Source organism: Halosimplex carlsbadense 2-9-1, from assembly GCF_000337455.1.
GTDB classification, from domain to species: domain Archaea; phylum Halobacteriota; class Halobacteria; order Halobacteriales; family Haloarculaceae; genus Halosimplex; species Halosimplex carlsbadense.
The window spans coordinates 114,438-136,184 of the sequence record NZ_AOIU01000036.1 but is presented as its reverse complement, the minus strand read 5'-3'; the positions used below and the strand labels follow the sequence as shown (position 1 = coordinate 136,184).

Genomic DNA, 21,747 nt, shown 5'->3' with positions numbered 1-21,747 from the left:
GTCAGGCGACCTCCACTGCCGGACCCATCGTCGTTTTCACGTAGATGGTGTCGATGTTGAGCGGACCCTTCTCGAGGTCTGCGTGCAGGCGGCGGAGGATCACGTCGATGTTGTCGCCGATATCCTCGGCGGACATGTCCTCGGCACCGACGCGGGTGTGGAAGGTGCGTCGGTCGCCGCTCCGGATGGTGACGGAGTTTTTCAGTCGCTCGACCATCTCCACCACGTCGTCGTCCGGCGCGATGGGGTCGGGCATCTTCCCTCGCGGACCGAGGACGGTCCCGAGATAGCGACCGATGTCCTGCATGAGCGACTCCTCCGCGAGGAAGAAGTCGGTCTCGTCGGCCAGGTCCTTGGCCTCGTTGTCGTTGTCTCCCAGGTCGGCGAGATCGTCGCTACTGAGGACCTGCTCCGCAACGTCCTCGGCGCGCAGGGCGGTCTCGCCCTCCGCGAACACGACGATCTGGGTCTCCTGTCCGGTCCCGGACGGGAGGACCACGTCCTGGTCGACGCGGTTCGACGGATCGTCTAGATCGATGTCGCGCAAGTTGATCGCGAGGTCAACCGTCTCCCGGAAGTTCCGGGCCGGACTGTCCTCGAGTGCGCGAGAAACTGCGTTCTCTATTTCCTGATCTGCCATTGTTCACCTCCGTAGTACGCCAGCGGCTCCTACGGGTCAGTGAAACAGGCGAAGCCTGTCTCGTTTCGGCGAACGCCGATGCGACACTTAAAGCCGTCGAACGCGCTCTAGAGCGTCACGCGTTGCCACTCGTCGGCGCCGGCTTCGAGGCCGTCGGCGCGGATCTCCGTCTGCCCACCCTCGCGGCGCAGTTCGACGCGCCCGGCGAAGGCCTTCTCCAGGCCCGCCGCGATGTTTCCCTCACGGTTGAGCGAGTCCCGGTCGGCCCCGTGGCAGCCGAGGAAGTTCTCCTCGTCCTCCTCGACCAGGCCGACGAAGGCGACCGGTACGTCGAAGTGGTTCGAAACGAGCGTCGCGATGCGGTCGGCCCACTCGCCCACGTCTATCCCGTCGAGGTCGTAACGGTCCAGCGCGCCCAGTCGTTCCTGCTCGTTGTCGGGGAGCAGGTAGCCGACCTGGCCGCTGTACTGGATCAGGTCCTGCACCGTCGCGGCGAGGCGGTCGCCTGGGTCCGCACAGAGACCACACTTACCGTTCACCTGTGAGCCACATCACTACCGATCAGTGACCAAGACCGAACAAAGTGTGGAGGTAGTAATTAGTGTCTGGTAACATAATTATAAATAATACTAAATGGCGCTGCTTGGTACCGTGTTCCATGTCTCGCGATAGCACAGACGCTACCGAGATCCGAGTGGGCAAGGGTGTATCGCGCCGCCAGGTCATGAAGCAGCTCGGTGCGGTCGCCGCGGTCGGCGGGCTCGGTGGGCTCGCCGGGTGTACCCAGGGAGACGATTCCACGGACACGGCGGGTGGTGGCGGTACCACCGGAACCGACGACGGTGGCAACGGCGGGGGATCCGGCGGAGCCCCCGAATATCAGCTCGTCCAGCTGAATCCGCCGCCGACGACGCTCGATTTCTCGTCGGAGCCCGGGTCGCGTCAGATCACGATGGTCACCCACGACGCCAGCACCTCCTTTTTCGACCCGACGATCGGCGGCCTGCACGACGCGGCCAGCCAGCTGGGCTGGGAAGCCACGTTCACCGGCCCGTCGAGCGGGTTCAGCGTCCAGGAGCAGGTCAACATCCTCGACTCCGTCGTCGACTCCGGCCCGGACGCCATCGCGACGACCATCGCCGACCCCGCGGCCTACGACGACGTGATCAGCCGGGCGCTGGAGAACGACATCCCGGTGGTGACCTACAACACGCTGGCGCTCGACCGCGAGCAGATGCGCGAGAAGTACGACCGGGCGCTGGCCTACACCGGCCAGGACCAGGTCGCCGCGGGCTACGTCTGCGGGCTGTCGATGCTGGACAACCTCCCGGACGACGCGAGCCGGGTGACGCCCGGTCTCTCGGACCCGGGCCACAGCGCCCTGTCGGCCCGCGCCGAGGGGATGGAGATGGCCGTCCAGCAGAACTCCGACATCGAGGTGACCGACCGGCTCAACTACACCGGCGACTCCAACGAGGGGGTCTCTCGGATCGAGAACCACCTCACCGCCAACCCCGACCTGGACGGCATCATGGGCGCCGACGCGTTCACCTGGTTCATCGGGAACGCGATCGCGAACCAGGGGATGGCCGACTCCGTCGTCGGCGGCGGGTTCGACCTGACCGCCGAGACGCTCGAACACATCAACAGCGGCAACCTCAAATACACGACCGGGCAGGACCCCTACAGCCAGGGGTACGTCCCGACGATGCAGATGTTCGCCTACATGGACCGTGGGATGCCCCCGAAGGACTACCCGACCGGTGCCGAGGTCATCGACGAGTCGAACATCGAGTTCGCCCAGAACCGCTCGGGCGGCTGGGGCCAGCTCCGCGAGTACCACGGCGCCTGACCGCCGAGCGCCGTCACCACGAGATTCTCCAGCAATGTCCCAACAGGATCCGATACTCTACACGGAACGGCTCACGAAACGGTTCGGGAACATCCACGCCGTCGAGGACGTGGACTTCGAGGTGCGGGACGGCGAGGTCATGGCGCTGGTCGGCGACAACGGCGCCGGCAAGTCGACGCTCATCAAGATGCTCTGTGGCGTCCACGAGCCGACCAGCGGGGAGATATTCGTCGGGGGCGAGAACGTGTCGTTCGACGATTACAACGATGCGCGCGCGCACGGGATCGAAACCGTCTATCAGGAGCTGGCGCTGGCGCCCAACCAGACCGTGGCCGCGAACGTCTTCCTCGGCCACGAACCGACCAGGATGGGGGCGCTCGGCCGCTGGCTCCGCCTCGTCGACGAGGAGCGGATGGTCGAGGAGGCGGAGACGAACCTCGACCGGGTGAAGATCCCCGTCGACCCCGAAGCGAAAGTCAAGAACACCTCCGGCGGCCAGCAGCAGGCGGTCGCCATCGCGCGCGCGCTCCAGTCGAACCCCGATATCCTCATCATGGACGAGCCGACGAGCGCGCTGTCGATCGAGGGCGCGCGCAACGTCCTCCGGGTGATCGACGACCTGCGCGACCAGGGGCTGACGATCGTCCTCATCAGCCACAACATCCGCCACGTCCTGGGGATCGCCGACCGGGTGTCCGTCCTCGCGCAGGGCCGGCTGATGGGCGTCCGCGAGGCCGACGAGGTCACTCGCAACGAGGTCATCGCGCTGATGATGGGTGCCGAGGACGAGTCCGAGTTCGAGGAGTTCGACCTCTCGCGGACCGTCGACTCGGAGGAGACCACCGCATGAGCGACGCCCGCGATACCCCGCCGGACCGGGCGGCCGCCGGTCCCGACGGTCCCGAGACCGACGGACACGCGGTCGCCACCGACGGCGGGACCGCCGACACCGGCGACGCCCGCGCGGTGAATCGCTCGGGCGACTCGCTGCTGGGACGACTGATCGCGCGGCGCGAGGTCGGCGTGTTCTTCGGGTTCTTGGTCCTCTTCGGGCTGATAGCGGTCACGCGACCGGACATCTTCTTCAACTGGGGCTCGATGTCCGGCATCACCTCGCGGTTGTTCCGCTCGGTCGCCCCCTACATCATCATCGGCATCGGGATGACCTACCTCATCATCGGCGGGGAGTTCGACCTGTCGGTCGGGTCGATGTACGCCGTCGGCGGAATCACCTTCGCGATGCTGCTGAACGATTTCAACCTCACCGTCCTCGCTTCCCTCGCCGCGGTGCTGGTGGTCGGCGGCATCGTGGGGCTGACCAACGGCGTCGTCGTCACGAAGGTCGGTGTCCCGTCGCTGATCACGACCATCGGGATGATGAGCGTCCTCCGCGGGATCGCCTACTACTTCACCCCCGCTGGGTCCAGACAGACGCCGGACCTGGCGCTGATCGACGTCTTCGGCGGGAGCGTCACGGTCGCCGGGCTGGAGATCCAGAACCAGATCTTCTGGGCGATCGGTCTGACGCTCGTCTTCGGCTTCCTGCTCCAGAAGACCCGCTTTGGCTACCACGTCTACGCCACCGGCGACGACCAGGACGCCGCCGACATGGCCGGCATCGACACCGACCGGGTCAAGATACTCAACTTCGTGCTGACGGCGGTACTGGCGTCGTTCGCCGGCGTCGTCGCCATCTCCTACTTCGGGTCGATGTTCGGCTCGGCCGGCATCGGCTTCGAGTTGCTCGTCATCGCGGCGGTCGTCATCGGCGGGACCAACCTCTTCGGCGGCGAAGGGACCCTGCTGGGCATGTTTCTGGGCTCGCTCGTCATCGGCGTCATCCCGGTCCTGCTCGTCCTCAACGGGATGCCCGTCGAGCTACAGGAGTTCCTCACCGGCGTCGTCATCATCGTCGCCGTCGTGCTGGACATCTTCATCCGCCGCTGAGGGCGCCGCTGTCTCTTCCGTCCTCGGACCGTGACCGCCCTTTTTGCTCTCGGCCGTGGTACTCGATGGCATGAAACGCGACCCCGACAGTATCCTCAACGCCGAGTTGAGCCACGCCGTCGCCAGCATGGGCCACACCGACCACCTAATGGTCGTCGACGCCGGGTTCCCGATCCCGGCGGACGCCTGGCGGATCGACCTCGCGCTCACCCGCGGGGTCCCCGAAGTGGCGACGGTCCTCGAAGCGATCCACGACGAACTGATCCCGGAACGAGTGGTCTACGCCGACGACGTACCGGAGATGAACCCCGACTTCGACTCGTTCCTGCGCGACCTGTACGACGGGTCGGGCGCCGACCTCGAAACGGTCCCCCACGAGGAGATCCTCGACCACGGCGAGGGGGCGAAAGCCGTCGTCCGGACGGGCGAGTTCCTGCCCTGGGGGAACGTCGTGCTCCAGTGCGGGACCGACCCGAAGCCCTGGTTCGACGGCGAGAACGTCGCGATGCCCGAGGCCTACCGCGAGCGCTACGAGGAGATGTACGGCGAGTCGCCGTGAAACAGGTCGCCCACCGTCGCCCGACCGCTCCGACGCGCGCGGCGGTCACCAGGACTCGGCGACCAGGTCGTCGACGGCGCCCCGCTCGGGAAGGCCGGGGACCACTTCGGGAGCGGTCACCGCGAGCGCGCCGCCCGCGCAACCGAACCGCACGGCCGCCCGGGCGTCCAGCCCCTCCGCGAGCGCGACCGCGAGAGCGCCGTTGAACGCGTCGCCCGCGCCGGTGGTGTCGACGACCTCGACCGACGGCGCCTCGACTCCTTCGACACCGTCGTCCGAGACCAGCAGGGCGCCAGCGCTCCCGCGCGTCAGGACGACGGCACCGACACCCAGACCGAGCAGCTCGCGAGCGACCGCCTCGTCGGTGATGTCGCTGTCGCTGCCCGTCTCGTCGTCATCGCGGGCGACGCCAGCCAGCGTCCGGGCCTCGTGTTCGTTCGGCGTGAGGTAGTCGACCTGTTCCAGTACTGCGGGCGGCAGTTCCCTGGCGGGAGCCGGGTTGCAGACGACCGTCGTGCCGGCCTCGGCGGCCGTCTCGACCGCCGCACGGACCGGCTCGTCGCCGATCTCCAGCTGGACGAGCAGGCAGTCGGCGGTCTCGATGGCCGCCGCTCGCTCGCGCACGTCGGCCGCCGAGAGGCGGTCGTTGGCGCCGGGCGCGACGGTGATCTCGTTCTCGCCGTCCTCGTCGACGACCACGAAGCCGACGCCGGTGTGGGCCGCGTCGTCCCTCCCGACCGCCTCGGCGTCGACGCCCTCCGCCTCCCAGAGCGCGACCGCGTCGTCGCCGTAGCGGTCCGCACCGACTCGGCCGGCGAAGCGCGACTCGGCGCCGAGTCTGGCGGCGGCGATGGCCTGGTTCGACCCCTTGCCGCCCGGTCCCTCGGCGAACTCGCGGCCGACGACGGTCTCGCCGGGCGCCGGGAACGCCGGGACCTGCATCGTCAGGCCGACGTTGTAGCTGCCGACGACGGCGACGACCGGGTCAGTACTCGCCATCGCCGACGGCTCCGGTGACGATCTCGACGCCGCTCGAGGCCCCCAACAGGTCCGCGCCCGCGTCGAGCAGCTCGTTCGCGCCAGCCAGCGTCTTGATCCCGCCGCTGGCTTTCACCTTCACGTCCTCGGGCGCGCGCTCGCGGAGGAACTCGATCCGCTCGACGGTCGCCGTCCCGCCCTCGCCCCAGCCGCTGGAGTTTTTCACGTAGTCGAAACCGGCGTCGACGGCCAACTCGACGACCCGCTCGGCCTCGTCGTCGTCGAGCGCGCCGAGTTCGAGCATCGCCTTGACCGTCGCGTCGCCGCTGGCCTCGACGATCAGGTCCATCTCGCGACCGACCGCCTCGAACCGACCGGATTTGACGAACCCGATGTTGGGCATCACGTCGACCTCCTCGGCGCCGGCGGCGACGGCGTCCCGGATGGCCGCGGCCTTGGATATCGGGCGGTCGCCGCCCATCGGGAAGCCGACGGCGCTGGACACCGTCACGTCGGTGTCGGCGAGTCGGTCGCGCGCCAGCGGCGCCCAGCACGCCTGTACCATCGCCCCGTCGAAGCCGTACTCGATGCACTCCTCGCACAGCTCCTCGATGCGGTCCTGGTCGGCCGTGGGGCTCACCTCCGTGTGCTGGATGCGCCCCGCGACCTGCTCGGGAGTCCGTGTCATGTGGTACCTCCACACAGAATATCGACCGTGGCGCGTATAACGTTGTGGCCGGCAGCGCGCCGTCGGCGAACTCGCAGGCCGATCGGAGCCGGATAGGCCGAGCTACGAGGTGCGGAATTCCGGAAAACTCGTCGGACCGGTCGACGGCCCGTCGAAACCGTTAGGCGGCCGCTTCGTCGGCGAAGTGGTCGTCGTACTCGCCGTCGTCGATGAGCTGTTTGAACTCGCGGGGGTCGTTACCCTCGATGGTCACGCCCAGCGAGGTGCAGGTCCCGACGACTTCCTTGGCGGCGTTTTTCGTGTCGTAGGCGAGCAGGTCCGTCTGCTTCTGCTCGGCGATCTGGATGACCTGGTCGACCGAGAGGTCAGCGACGAAGGTCTCCTGGGGTTCGCCGCTGCCCGTGTCGAAGCCGGCTTCGTCTTTGATGAGCTCGGCCGTCGGCGGGACGCCGACCTCGATCTCGAAGCTCCCGTCGTCGTCGTACTCGACGGTGACGGGGACCTCGGTGCCGTCGAACGCTTCGGTCTGGTCGTTGATATCTTGGACGACTGCCTGCACGTCCACGGGCGTCGGACCGAGTTCCGGCCCCAGCGGCGGGCCCGGATTGGCCTGCCCGCCCGGGACGAGCACTTCGATAGTTCCAGCCATACACGACGAAACCGTCGGGGCGGGTTTAAGAATTGCTTTTCGCAGACGACATCCGGAGAAGGACACATGTTGGGTACGACAATCAATACCACTGCCCCGCAACTCCGACTCGGCGACCCGCCCGGACCGATCGGTGGCCGTTCGCCGCCCGGACCGGCCGTCTACGACGCTGGCGGTGCTGTAACTACTTCTGTAACAACTACGCAGTAACTATTTACGTTAGTAGTCCATAGTATCGAATGCGAACCACGGGTCGGCGGCGACACGTCGTCGGTCCGGACACATCATGACAAGCACGAACCAGCGAGTCACGGGCCGTCACGTCCAGCCCATCGAACGCACGGACGAGGAGACCGAATCGGGGTCCGAGTCGGAGCGCGAGCGCGACGAGTGCCCGGAGTGCGGTGCGGCGGGGATCACCGACGAAAAACGGGGCGAGACGGTCTGTCAAGAGTGCGGCGTCGTGCTGGAGGAAGACGTGGTCGACCGCGGGCCCGAGTGGCGGTCGTTCGACGCCCGCGACAAGGCCCAGAAGAGTCGCGTCGGGTCGCCGACGACCGAGATGCTTCACGACAAGGGGCTGTCGTCGGTCATCGACTGGCAGAACAAGGACGCCAACGGCCAGACGCTCTCGGCGAAAAAGCGCGAGCAGATGTCCCGACTGCGCACCTGGGACGAGCGGTTCCGCTCCCAGAGCGCCCAGGACAGGAACCTCAAGCAGGCGCTCGGCGAGATCGACCGCATGGCGAGCGCGCTGGGCATCCCCAAGGACGCCCGCGAGACGGCCAGCGTCATCTACCGGCGCGCCCTCGACGAGGAACTCATCCCCGGCCGGTCCATCGAGGCGATGGCCACCGGGTCGCTGTACGCCGGCGCCCGTCAGGCCGGCGTCCCGCGGACGCTCGACGAACTGGAGACAGTCAGCCGCGTCGACCGCAAGGAGTTCGCGCGCGCCTACCGGTACATCGCGCGCGAACTCGAACTCGCGATGGAGCCGACCGACCCCGCCCAGTACGTCCCGCGGCTGGTCTCGGACCTCGACCTGCCCGAGGAGACCAAACAGCGGGCGGTCGAACTGCTCGAAGCGGGCAAGCGGGAGGCGGTCCACTCCGGGAAGAACCCGGTCGGGCTCGCCGCGGCGGCCATCTACGCGGCCGGTCGGCTCACCAACGTCGACGTGACCCAGCACGAGGTCGCCGACGCCGCCGACGTGTCCGCGGTGACGATCCGCGACCGCTACACCGAACTGCTCGACGCCGCCGACCGGGTCGCCTGAGGTGACGACCGTGCCGACAGGCGACCGAGTCGAGGCCGTCCAGCGTCGCGCCGTCCCCGGCCGGCGTCGCGAACGATCACCGTTATACCACCGACCGCGCAATGTCCTCTGAGAGAACCCGCATGTCCCACGACGAGTCAGCCGTCGGCCCCGACGGAGACGACCTGGTCGCCGAGACCGCGTCGCTGCTGGAGACGTTCGGACTGACGAGCTACGAGGCCAAGTGTTTCGTCGCGCTGGTGCGCATCGGCCACGGCACCGCCCGCGAGATCGCCGAAGTCGCGGACGTGCCGCGCCCGCGCGTCTACGACAGCGTCGAGTCGCTCGCCGACCGCGGGCTCGCCGACGTACAGGACGCCCAGCCGCGACGCTTTCGCGCCCCTGACCCCCGGGACGCCGTCGAGACCATCCGTCGCGAGTACGGCCAGCGCCTCGACCGGCTCGAAGGGCTGCTCCCCCGACTCCAGTCACCCGAGCCCCGCGACGAGCGGGCCGGCGTCTGGGTCGTCGAGGGCGACGACGCCGTCAGCGACCGCCTGGCCGCGCTGGCCGGCGACGCCGGCGACGAACTGCTCGTCGTCGTCGCCGTCGAGAGCCTGCTGACCGACGAGGTCCGCGACGCGCTCGCCGAGGCCGACGAACGCGGCGTCGAGATAACCGTCGGCTCGCCGAGTCCCGACGTTCGCGACGCCGTCGCCGACGCCGCCCCCGGCGCGTCGGTCGTCGAGACCTGGACCTGGTGGGATACCCACCCTATCCGCGCCGGCGAGATCAGTTCGATCCTCATGGCCGACGGTCGCGAGCTGATCGTCAGCTCCGACCTGGAGACGGACCTCCCGGGCGTCGACCGCCACAGCGCCGTCTGGACCGACGACGAGCGCGCCCCGCTCGTCGGCCTCATGCAACCGCTGCTCGCCGAAGCGATCCGCTCCGGATCCCCGGCTCACGAGTCGGCGTAGCGCCCGAAAATCGACCGCGGCTACTGCCCGCCGTCAGGCGACGGAGATACCGTTGCGCGCCAGGAAGTCGCTGGCGCTCTTTATCTCGACCGGGCTCCCGATGATCCGGACCCGACACTCTTCCCGGCGGATCGTGAGCGTGAACCGCCGCTCGAGGTCCTCACGCAACCCCTCGATGGCGTCCGCTGGCAGGAGGATCTCCGTACTGTCACGGAGCCGGTCCGGATCGGACATGATCGATCCTCATCGGCGCTCGTCGTATTAGTTTGTCGAAACGCGATTCGTCTCGGATCGAGAACATTTTCGCGTGACGCGTCGGTCCGCGACCGCTTCCGACGGCGACCGGGGCCGGTGGCCGACCGCCGCGGTCGCGACCGGGTCGGAGGAACACCTTTTTCGGTACCGGTTGCCGACTCCATCGTAATGGGGCTCGAAGAGGAGATCCGCGAGATCGAAGAGGAGATCGCCGAGACGCCCTACAACAAGTCGACCGAGGCGCACATCGGTCGGTTGAAGGCCAAGCTCGCGGACAAGAAGGAGAAGCTGGAGAACCAGTCCTCGGCCGGCGGCGGCGGGGGCTACGCCGTCGAGAAGACCGGCGACGCCACCGTCGCGCTCGTCGGCTTCCCCAGCGTCGGCAAGTCCACGCTGTTGAACGCGCTCACCAACGCCGAGAGCGAGGTCGGCTCCTACGAGTTCACCACCCTCGACGTCAACCCGGGCATGCTCAAACACAACGACGCCAACATCCAGATCCTGGACGTGCCCGGGCTCATCGAGGGTGCCGCCGACGGCCGCGGCGGCGGCCAGGCGGTCCTCTCGGTCGTGCGGACCGCCGATCTCGTCGTGTTCGTCCTTTCGGTGTTCGAGATCGACCAGTACCAGCGTCTCTACGATGAACTGTACAACAACAAGGTCCGCCTCGACATCGAACCCCCCAACGTCTCCATCCGCAAGAAGCACAAAGACGGGATCAGCGTCACCTCCAGCGTCGACCTCGACCTCGACGAGCGGACCATCAAAGATGTCCTGCGCGAGCGCGGGTACGTCAACGCCAACGTCAACATCGGCGAGCAGGTCGACATCGACCGCCTCCTCGACGGCGTGCTGGACAACCGCGAGTACCTCCCCTCGCTGGTCTCGGTCAACAAGGCAGACCTCATCGAACCCGACTACCTCGACACCGTTCACGAGCAACTGCGCGACTACGATATCGACCCCGACGAGACGATCTTCATCAGCGCCGAAGAGGAGAAGGGCCTCGACGCGCTCAAGGAGGCTATCTGGGAGGAACTCGGGCTCATCCGGGTCTACATGGACAAGCCCGGTCGCGGCGTCGACTACGACGAGCCGCTGGTGCTGCGGGAAGGCGATACCATCGAGGACGCCTGCACGAAGCTCGGCGGCGAGTTCGAGGAGCGGTTCCGCTTCGCCCGCGTCTCCGGCCCGAGCGCCAAACACGACGAACAGCAGGTCGGGATGGACCACGAACTCGCCGACGAAGACGTCCTCCGAATCCTGACGACCCGATGAGCGCCCGCCGGACCGCCGTCGCGTCGCTCTCCCGGTACCGCCGTGCGCTCGCCGTTCTGGCCGCGGGGGTCGTCCCCTGGCTCGTCATCCCCTACGAGGACGCCGTCGGTCTGGTCTTCTCGGTGACGCTCGCCAACACCGAGACGCTCGCGACCACGTCCGTCTATCACTACGTGTTCGTGTACACGCGCGGGTTGCCGACCGAGCTGTTGGCGTGGCCGACCGCGACCCTGCTGTACGGAGCGGGGGTCGCCAGCGCCGCGCTCTCGCTGGTCGACCGCGAGGACCGCCGGGTCACCGCCGGGCTGTTCGCGCTCGCGGCGTTCGACGTGTGCTACGCGGTCCTCGGGTTCTCGTCGTTCCGGGCGGGGACGCTCGCCTATCCGCTCGGGGCCGTCTTCCTCGCGTTCGCGGCGTGGGCGAGCCGTCCCTGACGTTCCGCGTTCGGTATCCTTTTCGAACTGGCAACCCTCCGATCGCGTATGGACGCCACGCTCGATCACGTGATGATGCGCGTCGAGGACCTCGACGAATCGCTCGACTGGTACACCACACATCTCGACTACGAGGAGAAGGGTCGCTGGGAGGCCGACACCTTCACCAACGTCTTCCTCGGCCCCGAGGACGTTCACGACGACGGCGCGCTGCTGGAACTCACCTACAACCACGACGGTCGCTCGTACACGATGGGCGACGGGTGGGGCCACATCGCGGTCCGCGTCGAAGACGTCAACGACGCCTACTACGAACTGATGGACGAGGGCGTCGAGGACTACCGGCGGCCCGAGGACAACCCGGGCTACGCCTTCGTGAAGGACCCGGACGGCCACGAGATCGAGATCGTCGAGCGCGACCACGGCGCCCGCTGGAGCATCGACCACACGATGGTCCGCGTCGAGGACGCCGACGACCACCTCGGCTGGTGGAGCCGCAAGTTCGAGTACGAGCACACGGGCCGGTGGGAGGCCGACAGCTTCGCCAACTACTTCATGAAGCCCGAGGGCGCCCCCGAGGAGGCGATGGCCGTCGAGCTGACCTACAACTACGACGGGCGCAGCTACGAGCTGGGCGACGCCTGGGGCCACCTCGCCGTCCGCGTCGACGACCTCGACGACGGCTGGGACACCCTCATGACCCGCGAGGCCGAGGATTACCGCGACCCCGAGAGCTGCGACAACAACTACGCGTTCACGAAGGATCCGGACGGCCACGAGATCGAAGTGGTCACGTCGTAGATCACAGCACGGCCGCGAACGGAGTGAGCGGCCGCCTTTTTGCCCCATCTTTTTCGACGAGAGGTGCCCACAGGGAGTGCGAGGCCGAGTAAAGCGAGGCCTCGATGCGAACGGCGTCTGCGGGAGCGAAGCGAGCGCAGGCTCGAAAGACGAGCGAAGTGAGTCTTTCGGTGAAGCCGTGAGCACAGCGACCGAGGACACCCGAGGAGAAAAAGGTGGTCGGGAAAGACCCGGACGGCCACGAGATCGAAGTGGTCACGTCGTAGCTATATTTTCGTTCGGACGCGAGCGAAGCGAGCGTCCGCTTTTTGCCCCATCTTTTTGCGCGAGTGGTACCCGCAGGGCCGGAGGCCCGAGGATACCCGACGCGGAAAAAGATGATCGGGAAGGACCCGGACGGCCACGAGATCGAAGTGGTCACGTCGTGGTCGGCCCCGTTCATCGCGGACGGCCCAGTTCGTTTCGGACGGTTGCGTTGGTTCCGGACGGTCGCATTCGTTCCCCAGTGTCGTAGGCGTCCTGTACCGCCGTTTTTCCGGTATTTAATACGCCGTCCGTCAGCGGTGCGTGAGACAGGCGTCTGACACGAGCTACGAGTGCGTGAACCACTCACAAACGCGTTCTGCGGGCCGATCTGCGGCGGGGGGCGGCCCTTCTTCCTTCGGGTATGACCACAAAGCATTTATTACATCCGCCGGTGGTTTCTACCGTACCCCTACCCATGGCTGCAGTATTGAGTACACCATTGCTGGTTCGGCGTGGCCGACTGATGGTCGCGTGTCCGCGTGGTCGGAAAGCTGCTGTGGCCGCTGACAGACAACTTAACAAACTATGACAGGAACTAACGACAAGCTCCGCAGCTTGTTCCTGGCGATGCTGATGGTCACGTCCGTCTTCGCGGGCACCATCGCATTGACCGGGTCGGCTGCTGCAGCTGCTAACTCCTCGTCGTTCGACACGCTCGATCCGAGCACAGTGAACGACGAAGAGACGGTAACGCACGACTATCAGATCAATATCGACGATCTCCAGGCCGACGGGAACACTGACACGCTGACTGTCACGCTTCCCTCCGTCGCCTCCTTCGACACGGGCGCCTCCAACACGGCGTCCGTGACCGAGGCCGGCCAGGACAACGATATCGCCGTCGACGACGTCAGCTTCGCTGACGCCAACGGCGGCACCAACAACCAGCTGATCGTCACGATCAGCCCTGAGAGCTCCGACTTCGACACTGGTACCCCGTACGACATCGAGTTCTCCGGTGTCGTGACGGTCCAGTTCCCGGCCGTCGACTCTCAGACGACCGTGGACGTGGACTACGAGTTCACCGACAGCGGCGGTAGCGACGTGAGCGGTTCGACGCCCGTCACCATCAACGACGCTGCGCCCGCCACGCCCGAGGTCCTGCAGGCCAACGAGGACAACGGCGACCTCTTCGTGACGTTCAACACTGACACCGTCAACGCCTCGACCGGCAGCGCGATCGGCAGCGCCGCGGGTCAGGCCGAGGTGTACGTCCGCCAGCCCGGTGACGACGCGGACGACTACACCGAGTACGAGGTCGGTAGCGCGGACGTGAACCCGTCCAACAACGGGAACAACCTCCGCTACACGATCGACACCGCCGGTCTGACCGGCTCCGACATCTCGCCGGCCGCTGACGTGCTCGTCGACTTCGGTACGGTCCGAGCGCAGGCCGCGAGCGCAGGCAACAGCGAGGAAGACCTCGGTAACGTCTCCGTCGACCTGACGTCTGCGACGGTCGTCGACACCTCGGACACTGGAACCGACTCCAGTCCCCAGCGTATCTACGCTGGCTCTCCGATCCGGATCGTCTCCGACACGACCGGTGAGCCGTTCGAGCTCTACAACAACGACACGGACACGCTGCTGCTCGACGCCCGGATGAACACCGGTGCGGAGAGCATCGTCTACGATTCGAACAGGCTCCAGACTGACACCACCTACCGCGTTGACTTCGGTGGTGGCGACTCGGAGTACTTCCGAATCAACCCGCTCGACTTCAACGCCGACCTCGAAGAGGACGGCACGCTGTTCGAGCACAACGAGAACGCCGAGATCACCGTCTCCGGTAGCGCCGTTCGCACGAACGCAAACGGCGTCGAGGTGACGGTCGACGGCCCGTCGACGCAGTACGACACGACCGGCTACAACAACCTCGGCGAATTCGAAGAGACGTTCAACTACACGACGAGCCTCGACGCGGGCGACTACACGGTCACCGTGACCGACGTCGCCACCGGCGCCGAGGTCACTGCCGGTGAGTTCTCGGTTGACGAGTTCCCCTCGGCTTCCTCCGCCTCCTTCGGTGGCGGTGTCTTCGAGGAGGAGCGCGGTGACGTCGTCAGCATCCCGATCGAACTCTCCGACAGCAGCGAGGGCGCTCAGGCCACCGTCGCGGTCGGTGACCTCAGCGACACCAACTACATCACGAACGTGACCGTGGCCGACGAGGACGGTGACGGTGAGGTGAACCTGCTGTGGAACACCTACATGTCCGGCACGGGCGTTCAGGACCGTATCTTCACCGCCGAAGGTGAGGACAACGTCACGGCGTTCGGCGGCGAGCGCGGCGGCTTCGTAACTGCCGTTCGCGGCGGCGAGAACGTCGGCTCCAGCCTCGACTACGCCGGTAACGGTATCCTCGACTCCGCCTCCTACGACCTCATGGTCGCGGCCAACACCGAGGACGTGAGCGAAGTCACGGAGCGCGGCGACTACAACTTCAGCGATAACGGTGTCGACCCCGAGGACGTCGGCACTGTCTCCATCAACTCCCGCGCCACTGAGAGCAGCCAGGTGTGGGTTGTCCCGTCCGAGAAGAAGGATCAGGTCGACCTCGAGTTCATCGACGAGAACGTCGACAACACCGAGGACCCGATCGACGGGAACCTGACCCAGTCTGACCTCGCCGCCGAGGACGAGATGGTCGTTCACCAGATCTCGGCCTCCGGTATCGAGGGCGTGCTCCGCAACCGCACGGACGCCGGTGACAACGAGACCATCGCGTTCCTGCGCGAGGAGCAGAACTACGCCGACACCAACAACCGCCAGAACACTGGCGTGTTCAACGCGACGTTCACCCAGGAGAACCAGGTCGCGAACCAGATTCGCGAGAAATTCAACCTGAACGTCGACAACACGGCCGTCATCCCTGACTACGACAACGACACCTACTACGTGGCTGTCGACCTCTCGGAGGTCAACGAGGACCTGCTCACCGACGAGCGAGTCTGGAACGCCTCCTTCGAGTTCGAGAGCTACAACTCCATCGGTCCGACGATCGGTGGCGAGGGTGAAGGGACCGTCAGCTCGCTGTGGACCTACGAGGACGCGACCGCGTCCATCGACACCAACAGCGAGGACGAAGTCATCATCCGCAACCAGGCCGGCCAGACCATCCGCGGTGACACGAACGTCGCCCCGGGTACCCAGCTCGGCCTCCGCATCAACAGTCAGTCGGACACGAGTCCGTTCCTGATCACGCTGAACACCCACGTCACCGAGGACCGCACGTTCGCGGCGACGGGTGACTTCAGCAACCGCGGCTCCGGTATCAACTTCACCGTCCAGACGCGCCGTGGCGGCACCCCGCTCGGCAGCGCCTACGACGGTATGATCCTGGCCGAGGCGACTGCCACGGTCACGTTCAGTGACCAGGCAGTTGTCGAGGGCAACCAGGAAGTCGTCGTCGACTCCGTCACGCTCTCCGACGGTGGCTTCATCGCCATCCACGAGGGCAGTGCCAGCGGCGACGTAATCGGCACCAGCCGCTACCTCGAGGCCGGCCAGCGCTCCAACGTGCGCGTCGACCTCGACAGCCCGATCAACGAGACCACCACGCTGGTCGCCATGCCGCACCTCGACGACAACTCGAACAACCTGTACGACTTCCCCGAGGCCGACGCGCCGTACACTGCCGACGGTAGCGCAGTGACCGACAGCGCGTCCGTCTCCGTGGGCAGTCAGACGGCTACCCCGACCGACTCCCCGACGCCGACGGCAACGGACGAGCCGACGCCGACGGCAACGGACGAGCCGACGCCGACGGCAACGGACGAGCCGACGCCGACGGCCACCGACAGCGGCTCGCCGACGGCCTCGCCGACGGAGGAGCCGCCGGAGACGCCCGAGCCGACCACGACCGGTGACGGTCCCGGCTTCGGTGTCGCCGTCTCGCTCATCGCCCTGCTCGCGGCCGCGCTCCTCACGGCGCGCCGTCGCGACTAACGGCAGCACTATCGGGCTGACGCCCGACCCCTAACCGCTCGACATTTTTTCGGACGCTACACCGGATAGCGACGGCTCTCTGTCGTTTTCGTATCCCATGCGCTCGTGAGTCACCGGGCGCGCAACGACAAAGCATATACTCCCGATCCCGTTACGTTGAGTCAGTACCGATGCTCGACGCCGTCCTCTCGGGTCTGGACTGGGCCACGCGCTTTTCCGACCCGCTCGCGTGGCTCGTACTCGGGACGTTTCTCGCGACGACGGCCCTGGAGCTGACCGACCGCCGCGAGCGCGCCCGACAGGCGGGCGTGGCGGCGTGGGGACTGTTCGGCGTCTTCTGGTTTAGCCTCATCTACCACTTCGCGGTCGTCCAGCGGAGCGTCATCGAGGGGGTCGGGACGCTCGTCGCCGTGCCTGCCTCGTTTTACGTCGGGTATCTGCTGTGGTCGGGGCGGGACTCGCTGTTCGTCCTCTCGCGGGCGATCCTCCTGATGGGCGTGGTCTTCTTCCCGTTCGAATCGATCCCCGTGTTGCGGCAGTTCCTCATCGAGACGGTCACGAACCAGACGGCCGCCCTGATCTCGCTGATCGGGTCGAGCCCCGATCTCGTCACGGGATACGGGGCGGTCGTCGACGGCCAGTCGGTCGTCGCGTACGACGGCTACATCGTCGGCGAGAAGGAACACCTCTATCGCAACACGTTCGTGTTCGCGGACGGGGAGAGCCCGATCTTCTACACGATCGTCATCGCCTGTACCGGGATCGGGAGCATGGCGATCTTCGTCGGGCTGATCGCCGCCGTCGAAGCGCCGCTGCGCCGGAAACTCCGCGCGTTCGCGGTATCGATCCCGGTTATCTACGCGCTGAACCTCGGACGGAACGTCATGATCGCCGTCGGATTCGGCGAACAGCGCTTCCAGCTGTTCCCGGGCCTGATCATGTCGGTGTTCGGGCTCTCGGACCCGCGGCAGGTCTCCTACATCGTCGTCGATCGGATCGTCGCCCAGAGCCTCTCCGTGGTCGCACTCGTCGGGATCACGTACCTCGTCGTCCGCGAGCTCCCGGAGGTGTTGACCGTCGTCGAAGACCTGTTGTTCGTCCTGACGGGCTCGGAGTACGACCTCCGAGCCGCTCTGGACGTGCCAGCGGCCGCCGAGGGCGAGCCGGAGGCCGGTGCGGAGACGAGCGCGAGTACCCGTTCAGACGACTAACTCGTCGAGGAGTTCGGTCGGGGCGTCGCCGAGGGCGGCGAGCGCGTCGCGCTCCATCAGGTGGAGGTCACCGGGGATCACGAGCAGATGGAGCGGGTCGCCGAACGACCTCTCGGCCAGCGCCGAGAGCCGGTCGGCGCGGACGACGGGGTCGGAGCTTCCCGCGCGAGCGACGACGACGCCGAGGGTGTCCTCGTACGCGTCGGCCAGGCGCGCGGCCGCCCGGTCGGCGCGCATGTACGCCTCGTTCTCGCCGTCGATGTCGAGGAAGACGAGCGTGTGGAGCCCCCGGTCGCGGTTCCCCTCGACGGTGGCGACGACGCTCCCAGGGAGGTCGTCACCGGCGTGCGAGCGCTCGAAGGGCAGCGTCGTCGCCTTGCCGAAGCGGTAGTTCTGGAGGCCGGTGAGCGAACTCGCCGCGGCCTGTGCGGTCGTCCCGTGGACGACGCGGGTCTCGATACCCCTATCGTGGGCGCGCAGTCGCAGGTCGGTGTGGGTCGTCGAGATCATCGTGTCGCCCGCCGTGCAGAAGACCACCTCTGAGTCGGCGGCGTCGTCGAGGATGTCCTCGGGCGACTGCTCGACACCGGCGCGGTCGCGGACTTCGATCTCGGTGTCGTGTGCGGTTTCGAGGTCGGCGAGCGTCGCGCCGGCGAGCGTGCTGGTGTAGAACTCGGCGACGACGCGGTCGGCCGCGCGGATGGCCTCGCGGCCCGCGACAGTGACCGAGCGCTCGTCGTAGAGCCCGAGTCCGACGAAGGTGAGCATACCCCGACTCCGTCGCCGAGGGGATTAAGCCCCGCGAAGCGCTCGCGACGTGGCCGGTAAGGCGGGCGGGGCGCGGTCGTGAGCGACGGCGCCCGAAGCGTCAGGCTTACCGCGCGACGGCGACCTACCTGAGCTATGGAGGTCTCCTGCGTTCGGGTGCCCCGCGAGGAGGGGGAGGCGACGCGTCGGCGGCTGGCCGACGCCGACCTGATCGACGAGGACTACGAGATCGCGGTGAGCGACGGATCGCTCTACGTGCCGGTCGCCGACCCCTCGGCCGTTCCCGACGAGTTCGAACTGGTCAGCCGCGAGGCCGAGCCGCGGGAGACCCAGACGATGCCGGCGGATCTGCTGTCGTTCGACCCGTCCTACGAACGTCTCGGCGACGTGGTCATCGTCGACGAGGACGACCCCGAGCGCGCGGGGGCGCTCGCCGACGCCATCGTGGAGTCCGCGCTGCCGGTGAAGACGGTCGTCAACCGCGCGTCGAAAGTCAAGGGAACCGAGCGCGTGCGCGACTGGGAGGTGCTGGCCGGCGAGAGCACGGAGGCGGTCCACCGCGAGTACGGCTGCGAGTTCGCGCTCGACCTGGCGACGGTGTACTTCTCGCCGCGGCTGGCGACCGAACGCCACCGGGTCGCCGAGCAGGTTGCGGACGGCGAGCGCGCGTTCGACATGTTCGCCGGGGTCGGCCCCTTCGTGGTCCCGTTCGCGAAGCGCGGCGCGACCGCTGTCGGCGTCGATATCAACGAAGACGCCATCGAGTACCTGCGGGAGAACGCCCGCCGAAACGGCGTCGCCGAGGCCGTGACGGCCATCTGTGGGGACGTGCGGGAGGTCGCCGCGGAGTACGAGGGGTGGGCGGACCGGCTGGTGATGAACCTGCCCCACAGCGCCGACGAGTTCCTGGACACCGCCGTCGCGCTGGCGAGCGACGACTGTGTGGTCCACTACTACGACATCCAGCACGAGGACGACCCCTACGGCCCGGGCGAGCGCGCGATCCGCGAGGCGGCCGAGCCGGAGTACGACGTGACCGTCGAGCGGCGCCACACCGTGCGGTCGTACGCGCCCCACGAGCTGAACGTCTGTCTGGACGTGCGACTGCGCCGAGCCGAGTGATCGCCTCACAGAGTCGCCCCGATTCGCAACCCTTATTGCGGTTATCGGCGGTACGTTGAAACGGAGTCACCGAACGCGCCGGTGTAGCTCAGACTGGCTAGAGCGAATCCTTCGTAAGGATTAGGCCGAGGGTTCAAATCCCTCCACCGGCTCTTTCCTTCGGAATAGGCAAGTGGACAGACAGCGACCCGCTTACCGGAGTCTGAAGAACGTCTTGTCTCCTTCGCGGAGGAAATCGAAATCCATCACCAGATACAGCGGTGACGACCCTCTGGTACCTCGAACGCGATCTCTCCTCGCCGCGTACTGTTGGGTGCGATGGGATTCCCCTGTGAAAAGCCGCGATCGATCTCGGCCAGCGCGGAGATCGATACGCCGTACGTCCGCCCTTCCTGGTCTTTCAGATCCGTCTGAAGGAGCGTCGAGATCGCCAACTCTTGATCACTGGAGTTCTCGACAGTGATATCGACGATGACGAACTCGTTGCCTTCGTCGGGGCCGAAATACTCCCCGCCGGTGGAAGTGCGTACCTCGTTCGGAGTGAAGCGGGTTTCGCGGAACTCGACGGTGTCGCCGACCGCGTACGTCTCGATTCGGAGGTTCTGTGTGAGGGGTCGTCCCGTTCCCTCGGATTCGAGGTCGATTATCGCTCCGTCGTAACTCCACAGCGATTCGCTGAGATCTACGTGTAGCGACAGACCCGAACTCTCCCTCGGGACCTCGAAGACGATGGTCCCGCGCGTGAGCTCGCCCGGGGCGAGTTCGCCGCTGGCGAGCGCGTCCGCCGAGCCCGTTATCGACTGGTCGTACTCGTAGGACTCCGAATCTCGAAGCGTGACTTGAAACAGCGACGCGAAGCTGATGAACTGCTCGCTACTCCTGTTTTTGGCGGCCATGTCTACGACGACGAACTCGTTCCCGGCGTCGGCACTGGTGAACTCGTCGATAGCGGTCGTCCGCTCTACGCTGTACGCGACGATGCCGAGCCGGTCGTCCTCGACGACGTCACCGAGGGCCGCGTCGACGGTTCGGGGCGGCTGTCGCTCGGTGCGTTCGTCGGTGGCCCCGTTTTCGCTCCCACCGGACCCCTCTTTCCCACCGTCGCCGGACCCCCCGTCAGCGTCACCGCTGCCGTCTGGATCGTCGGTCACCTGTTCCGGCGAGTTAATATCATCTCCAGAACATCCTGCGAGCGCGACACCGCCAACGAGACAACCCATCGAACGGACGAATATCCTCCGGCTGCTACGCTGCGAGGAAGAGACCGACTCAGAACTGTTCGAGCGATTACTATTTTTCACGGCCGTACGTAGTCGAGCGATACGAAAAACCCACTGGTCGGTACCGGTTGTCGCGTCGGTCTCCGCTATCGGAATTGCGATCGAGACCGACCGGGGAGGCAGGAGTCTGGGAGCGGGATAAGCGGTGGCACCGTCTCATGGACCGGTAGCATCAAGCCCGTCCGGTCGGTGGATCACGGTATGCGGTCAGAGGACGACATCCGGAAACGGATCGCCGAACTCGAGGACGCGTACGACAGAACGGACCCACCGACCTCGGAGCTGGAGGACGAGGCGGAGGTCGCGATCCTCCGCGCTATCGAGGAACTGGAGTGGGTGCTCGAAGAGCACGACGCCGAGTCCGGGTTCACGACCTGAGCGCCGCAACTCCTATTTTCGCCGACCTCCCCGATCCACCCGTGCAGTCGACGACTCGCGATGCGCTGCTGGCGACCGGGAGCGCCGGTGCGCTCTCCGCGGCCCTCTCGTTGACGGAGTCGCTGTCGCTGCTCGCACGGCCCGCGGTCGCCGCGGCCGGGATCGCGGCCGCGCTGGCCGTCGAGTCGCTGTTCGTCGCGGAGACGCCGGCCACGGAGCTGTGGGAGCGGCCCGCCGTGCAGGTCGGGAGTGCGGTCGCGCTGGTCGGCGGTGCCGTGGTCGCGCTCCTGGCCGGTGGCCCGTGGGTCGTCGCCGCGGCCTGCTGGGGGCTAGCGACGTACTTCCTCCTGTTGGCGCTGGTACTTGCGGGCGTCTGGAGTCCGGGGTCGGCCTGAGCGAGCGAGACGCGGGCCGCCGC

At 66.8% G+C, this 21,747-nt stretch carries 22 protein-coding genes and 1 tRNA gene; 15 read left to right on the top strand and 8 right to left on the bottom strand.

The genetic code is table 11. The annotated features are described in order from the left end of the window. Position 1: 1 nt before the first annotated feature. Together C475_RS17455 and C475_RS17450 are read right to left on the bottom strand one after the other, a co-directional pair. Entirely contained in the window at positions 2 to 640 is a 639-nt protein-coding gene (locus C475_RS17455) for a 50S ribosomal protein L1 (protein ID WP_006885194.1), read from the bottom strand. A gap of 107 nt (positions 641 to 747) precedes the next feature. Then, positions 748 to 1,179 (bottom strand): hypothetical protein, encoded by a 432-nt coding sequence (locus C475_RS17450; protein ID WP_006885193.1) that lies wholly within the window; start codon positions 1,177 to 1,179, stop codon positions 748 to 750. Positions 1,180 to 1,298: 119 nt separating this feature from the next. On the opposite strand from C475_RS17450, the gene C475_RS17445 reads away from it, so the two are divergent. From C475_RS17445 to rbsD, 4 genes are all read left to right on the top strand, one after another. Continuing rightward, positions 1,299 to 2,492: a sugar ABC transporter substrate-binding protein gene (locus tag C475_RS17445; RefSeq protein ID WP_049930831.1), complete on the top strand. Its 1,194-nt coding sequence runs from the start codon at positions 1,299 to 1,301 to the stop codon at positions 2,490 to 2,492. A 34-nt stretch (positions 2,493 to 2,526) separates the two neighbouring features. Beyond that, the gene (locus tag C475_RS17440; RefSeq protein ID WP_006885191.1) at positions 2,527 to 3,342 is read left to right on the top strand and encodes an ATP-binding cassette domain-containing protein; all 816 of its coding nucleotides are present in this window, start codon (positions 2,527 to 2,529) and stop codon (positions 3,340 to 3,342) included. Next, the gene (locus tag C475_RS17435; protein WP_006885190.1) at positions 3,339 to 4,439 is read left to right on the top strand and encodes an ABC transporter permease; all 1,101 of its coding nucleotides are present in this window, start codon (positions 3,339 to 3,341) and stop codon (positions 4,437 to 4,439) included. Before C475_RS17440 ends, C475_RS17435 begins: the two co-directional genes overlap by 4 nt. 70 nt (positions 4,440 to 4,509) lie before the next feature. Further along, a complete protein-coding gene (gene rbsD / locus C475_RS17430; RefSeq protein ID WP_006885189.1) occupies positions 4,510 to 4,998 on the top strand; it encodes a D-ribose pyranase in 489 nt (162 codons plus the stop codon). Between the two features lie 45 nt (positions 4,999 to 5,043). On the opposite strand, the gene C475_RS17425 is transcribed toward rbsD, so the two are convergent. From C475_RS17425 to C475_RS17415, 3 genes are all read right to left on the bottom strand, one after another. Then, complete coding sequence (locus C475_RS17425) at positions 5,044 to 5,997, bottom strand: ribokinase (RefSeq protein WP_006885188.1); 954 nt, start codon at positions 5,995 to 5,997, stop codon at positions 5,044 to 5,046. After that, complete coding sequence (deoC, locus tag C475_RS17420) at positions 5,984 to 6,664, bottom strand: deoxyribose-phosphate aldolase (protein WP_006885187.1); 681 nt, start codon at positions 6,662 to 6,664, stop codon at positions 5,984 to 5,986. Before deoC ends, C475_RS17425 begins: the two co-directional genes overlap by 14 nt. A gap of 160 nt (positions 6,665 to 6,824) precedes the next feature. Then, complete coding sequence (locus C475_RS17415) at positions 6,825 to 7,313, bottom strand: 50S ribosomal protein L11 (protein ID WP_006885186.1); 489 nt, start codon at positions 7,311 to 7,313, stop codon at positions 6,825 to 6,827. A gap of 286 nt (positions 7,314 to 7,599) precedes the next feature. On the opposite strand from C475_RS17415, the gene C475_RS17410 reads away from it, so the two are divergent. Continuing rightward, on the top strand, positions 7,600 to 8,589 hold the full coding sequence (locus C475_RS17410; RefSeq protein WP_006885185.1) for a transcription initiation factor IIB: 990 nt from the start codon (positions 7,600 to 7,602) through the stop codon (positions 8,587 to 8,589). Positions 8,590 to 8,690: 101 nt separating this feature from the next. After that, positions 8,691 to 9,548: a TrmB family transcriptional regulator gene (locus C475_RS17405; RefSeq protein ID WP_235728475.1), complete on the top strand. Its 858-nt coding sequence runs from the start codon at positions 8,691 to 8,693 to the stop codon at positions 9,546 to 9,548. 33 nt (positions 9,549 to 9,581) lie between these two features. Here the strand turns inward: C475_RS17405 and C475_RS17400 are convergent, their stop codons facing one another. Further along, on the bottom strand, positions 9,582 to 9,782 hold the full coding sequence (locus C475_RS17400; RefSeq protein WP_006885183.1) for a VNG_1110C family protein: 201 nt from the start codon (positions 9,780 to 9,782) through the stop codon (positions 9,582 to 9,584). A gap of 189 nt (positions 9,783 to 9,971) precedes the next feature. Here C475_RS17400 and C475_RS17395 point away from each other — a divergent pair, with 189 nt between their 5' ends. The 5 genes from C475_RS17395 to artA all read left to right on the top strand — a co-directional run bounded on the left by C475_RS17395 (position 9,972) and on the right by artA (position 17,781). Beyond that, a complete protein-coding gene (locus C475_RS17395; protein ID WP_006885182.1) occupies positions 9,972 to 11,081 on the top strand; it encodes an OBG GTPase family GTP-binding protein in 1,110 nt (369 codons plus the stop codon). Then, positions 11,078 to 11,515 carry a TIGR04206 family protein gene (locus C475_RS17390; RefSeq protein WP_006885181.1) on the top strand — a complete coding sequence of 146 codons (438 nt, stop codon included), beginning with the start codon at positions 11,078 to 11,080 and terminating at the stop codon, positions 11,513 to 11,515. The genes C475_RS17395 and C475_RS17390 overlap by 4 nt, the downstream gene beginning before the upstream one ends. A 48-nt stretch (positions 11,516 to 11,563) precedes the next feature. Next, a complete protein-coding gene (locus C475_RS17385; RefSeq protein WP_006885180.1) occupies positions 11,564 to 12,316 on the top strand; it encodes a VOC family protein in 753 nt (250 codons plus the stop codon). An 831-nt stretch (positions 12,317 to 13,147) separates the two neighbouring features. Then, positions 13,148 to 16,570 carry a DUF7282 domain-containing protein gene (locus C475_RS17380; protein WP_082223353.1) on the top strand — a complete coding sequence of 1,141 codons (3,423 nt, stop codon included), beginning with the start codon at positions 13,148 to 13,150 and terminating at the stop codon, positions 16,568 to 16,570. Positions 16,571 to 16,740: 170 nt separating this feature from the next. Then, on the top strand, positions 16,741 to 17,781 hold the full coding sequence (gene artA / locus C475_RS17375) for an archaeosortase A (protein WP_006885178.1): 1,041 nt from the start codon (positions 16,741 to 16,743) through the stop codon (positions 17,779 to 17,781). Here artA and dph5 read toward each other — a convergent pair. After that, a complete protein-coding gene (dph5, locus tag C475_RS17370; RefSeq protein ID WP_006885177.1) occupies positions 17,770 to 18,549 on the bottom strand; it encodes a diphthine synthase in 780 nt (259 codons plus the stop codon). The two genes, artA and dph5, sit on opposite strands and share 12 nt — an antisense overlap. Positions 18,550 to 18,684: 135 nt before the next feature. Between dph5 and C475_RS17365 the strand changes: the two genes are divergently transcribed. Both C475_RS17365 and C475_RS17360 read left to right on the top strand, forming a co-directional pair. Further along, positions 18,685 to 19,671, top strand: coding sequence for a class I SAM-dependent methyltransferase (locus C475_RS17365; protein ID WP_006885176.1), 987 nt, complete (start codon positions 18,685 to 18,687; stop codon positions 19,669 to 19,671). Positions 19,672 to 19,748: 77 nt separating this feature from the next. Further along, positions 19,749 to 19,823 (top strand) — tRNA-Thr (locus C475_RS17360). Positions 19,824 to 19,916: 93 nt separating this feature from the next. Here the strand turns inward: C475_RS17360 and C475_RS17355 are convergent. Then, positions 19,917 to 20,822, bottom strand: a complete 906-nt coding sequence (locus C475_RS17355) for a DUF4352 domain-containing protein (RefSeq protein ID WP_006885175.1) — start codon at positions 20,820 to 20,822, stop codon at positions 19,917 to 19,919. Positions 20,823 to 21,152: 330 nt separating this feature from the next. Between C475_RS17355 and C475_RS24475 the strand changes: the two genes are divergently transcribed. Both C475_RS24475 and C475_RS17350 read left to right on the top strand, forming a co-directional pair. Next, the gene (locus tag C475_RS24475) at positions 21,153 to 21,329 is read left to right on the top strand and encodes a hypothetical protein (protein WP_006885174.1); all 177 of its coding nucleotides are present in this window, start codon (positions 21,153 to 21,155) and stop codon (positions 21,327 to 21,329) included. 41 nt (positions 21,330 to 21,370) lie between these two features. After that, a complete protein-coding gene (locus tag C475_RS17350) occupies positions 21,371 to 21,724 on the top strand; it encodes a hypothetical protein (protein ID WP_006885173.1) in 354 nt (117 codons plus the stop codon). The last annotated feature ends 23 nt before the right edge of the window (positions 21,725 to 21,747 follow it).

Excerpts from the sequence above, each read along its gene's own strand:
- C475_RS17400 (WP_006885183.1), bottom strand. The coding sequence starts at position 9,782 with ATGTCCGATCCGGACCGGCTCCGTGACAGTACGGAGATCCTCCTGCCA.
- deoC (WP_006885187.1), bottom strand. The coding sequence starts at position 6,664 with ATGACACGGACTCCCGAGCAGGTCGCGGGGCGCATCCAGCACACGGAG.
- C475_RS17425 (WP_006885188.1), bottom strand. The coding sequence starts at position 5,997 with ATGGCGAGTACTGACCCGGTCGTCGCCGTCGTCGGCAGCTACAACGTC.
- dph5 (WP_006885177.1), bottom strand. The coding sequence starts at position 18,549 with ATGCTCACCTTCGTCGGACTCGGGCTCTACGACGAGCGCTCGGTCACT.
- C475_RS17455 (WP_006885194.1), bottom strand. The coding sequence starts at position 640 with ATGGCAGATCAGGAAATAGAGAACGCAGTTTCTCGCGCACTCGAGGAC.
- artA (WP_006885178.1), top strand. The coding sequence starts at position 16,741 with ATGCTCGACGCCGTCCTCTCGGGTCTGGACTGGGCCACGCGCTTTTCC.
- C475_RS17380 (WP_082223353.1), top strand. The coding sequence starts at position 13,148 with ATGACAGGAACTAACGACAAGCTCCGCAGCTTGTTCCTGGCGATGCTG.
- C475_RS17440 (WP_006885191.1), top strand. The coding sequence starts at position 2,527 with ATGTCCCAACAGGATCCGATACTCTACACGGAACGGCTCACGAAACGG.
- C475_RS17395 (WP_006885182.1), top strand. The coding sequence starts at position 9,972 with ATGGGGCTCGAAGAGGAGATCCGCGAGATCGAAGAGGAGATCGCCGAG.
- C475_RS17405 (WP_235728475.1), top strand. The coding sequence starts at position 8,691 with ATGTCCTCTGAGAGAACCCGCATGTCCCACGACGAGTCAGCCGTCGGC.
- C475_RS17365 (WP_006885176.1), top strand. The coding sequence starts at position 18,685 with ATGGAGGTCTCCTGCGTTCGGGTGCCCCGCGAGGAGGGGGAGGCGACG.
- C475_RS17390 (WP_006885181.1), top strand. The coding sequence starts at position 11,078 with ATGAGCGCCCGCCGGACCGCCGTCGCGTCGCTCTCCCGGTACCGCCGT.
- C475_RS24475 (WP_006885174.1), top strand. The coding sequence starts at position 21,153 with ATGCGGTCAGAGGACGACATCCGGAAACGGATCGCCGAACTCGAGGAC.
- rbsD (WP_006885189.1), top strand. The coding sequence starts at position 4,510 with ATGAAACGCGACCCCGACAGTATCCTCAACGCCGAGTTGAGCCACGCC.
- C475_RS17435 (WP_006885190.1), top strand. The coding sequence starts at position 3,339 with ATGAGCGACGCCCGCGATACCCCGCCGGACCGGGCGGCCGCCGGTCCC.
- C475_RS17445 (WP_049930831.1), top strand. The coding sequence starts at position 1,299 with ATGTCTCGCGATAGCACAGACGCTACCGAGATCCGAGTGGGCAAGGGT.
- C475_RS17415 (WP_006885186.1), bottom strand. The coding sequence starts at position 7,313 with ATGGCTGGAACTATCGAAGTGCTCGTCCCGGGCGGGCAGGCCAATCCG.
- C475_RS17410 (WP_006885185.1), top strand. The coding sequence starts at position 7,600 with ATGACAAGCACGAACCAGCGAGTCACGGGCCGTCACGTCCAGCCCATC.
- C475_RS17385 (WP_006885180.1), top strand. The coding sequence starts at position 11,564 with ATGGACGCCACGCTCGATCACGTGATGATGCGCGTCGAGGACCTCGAC.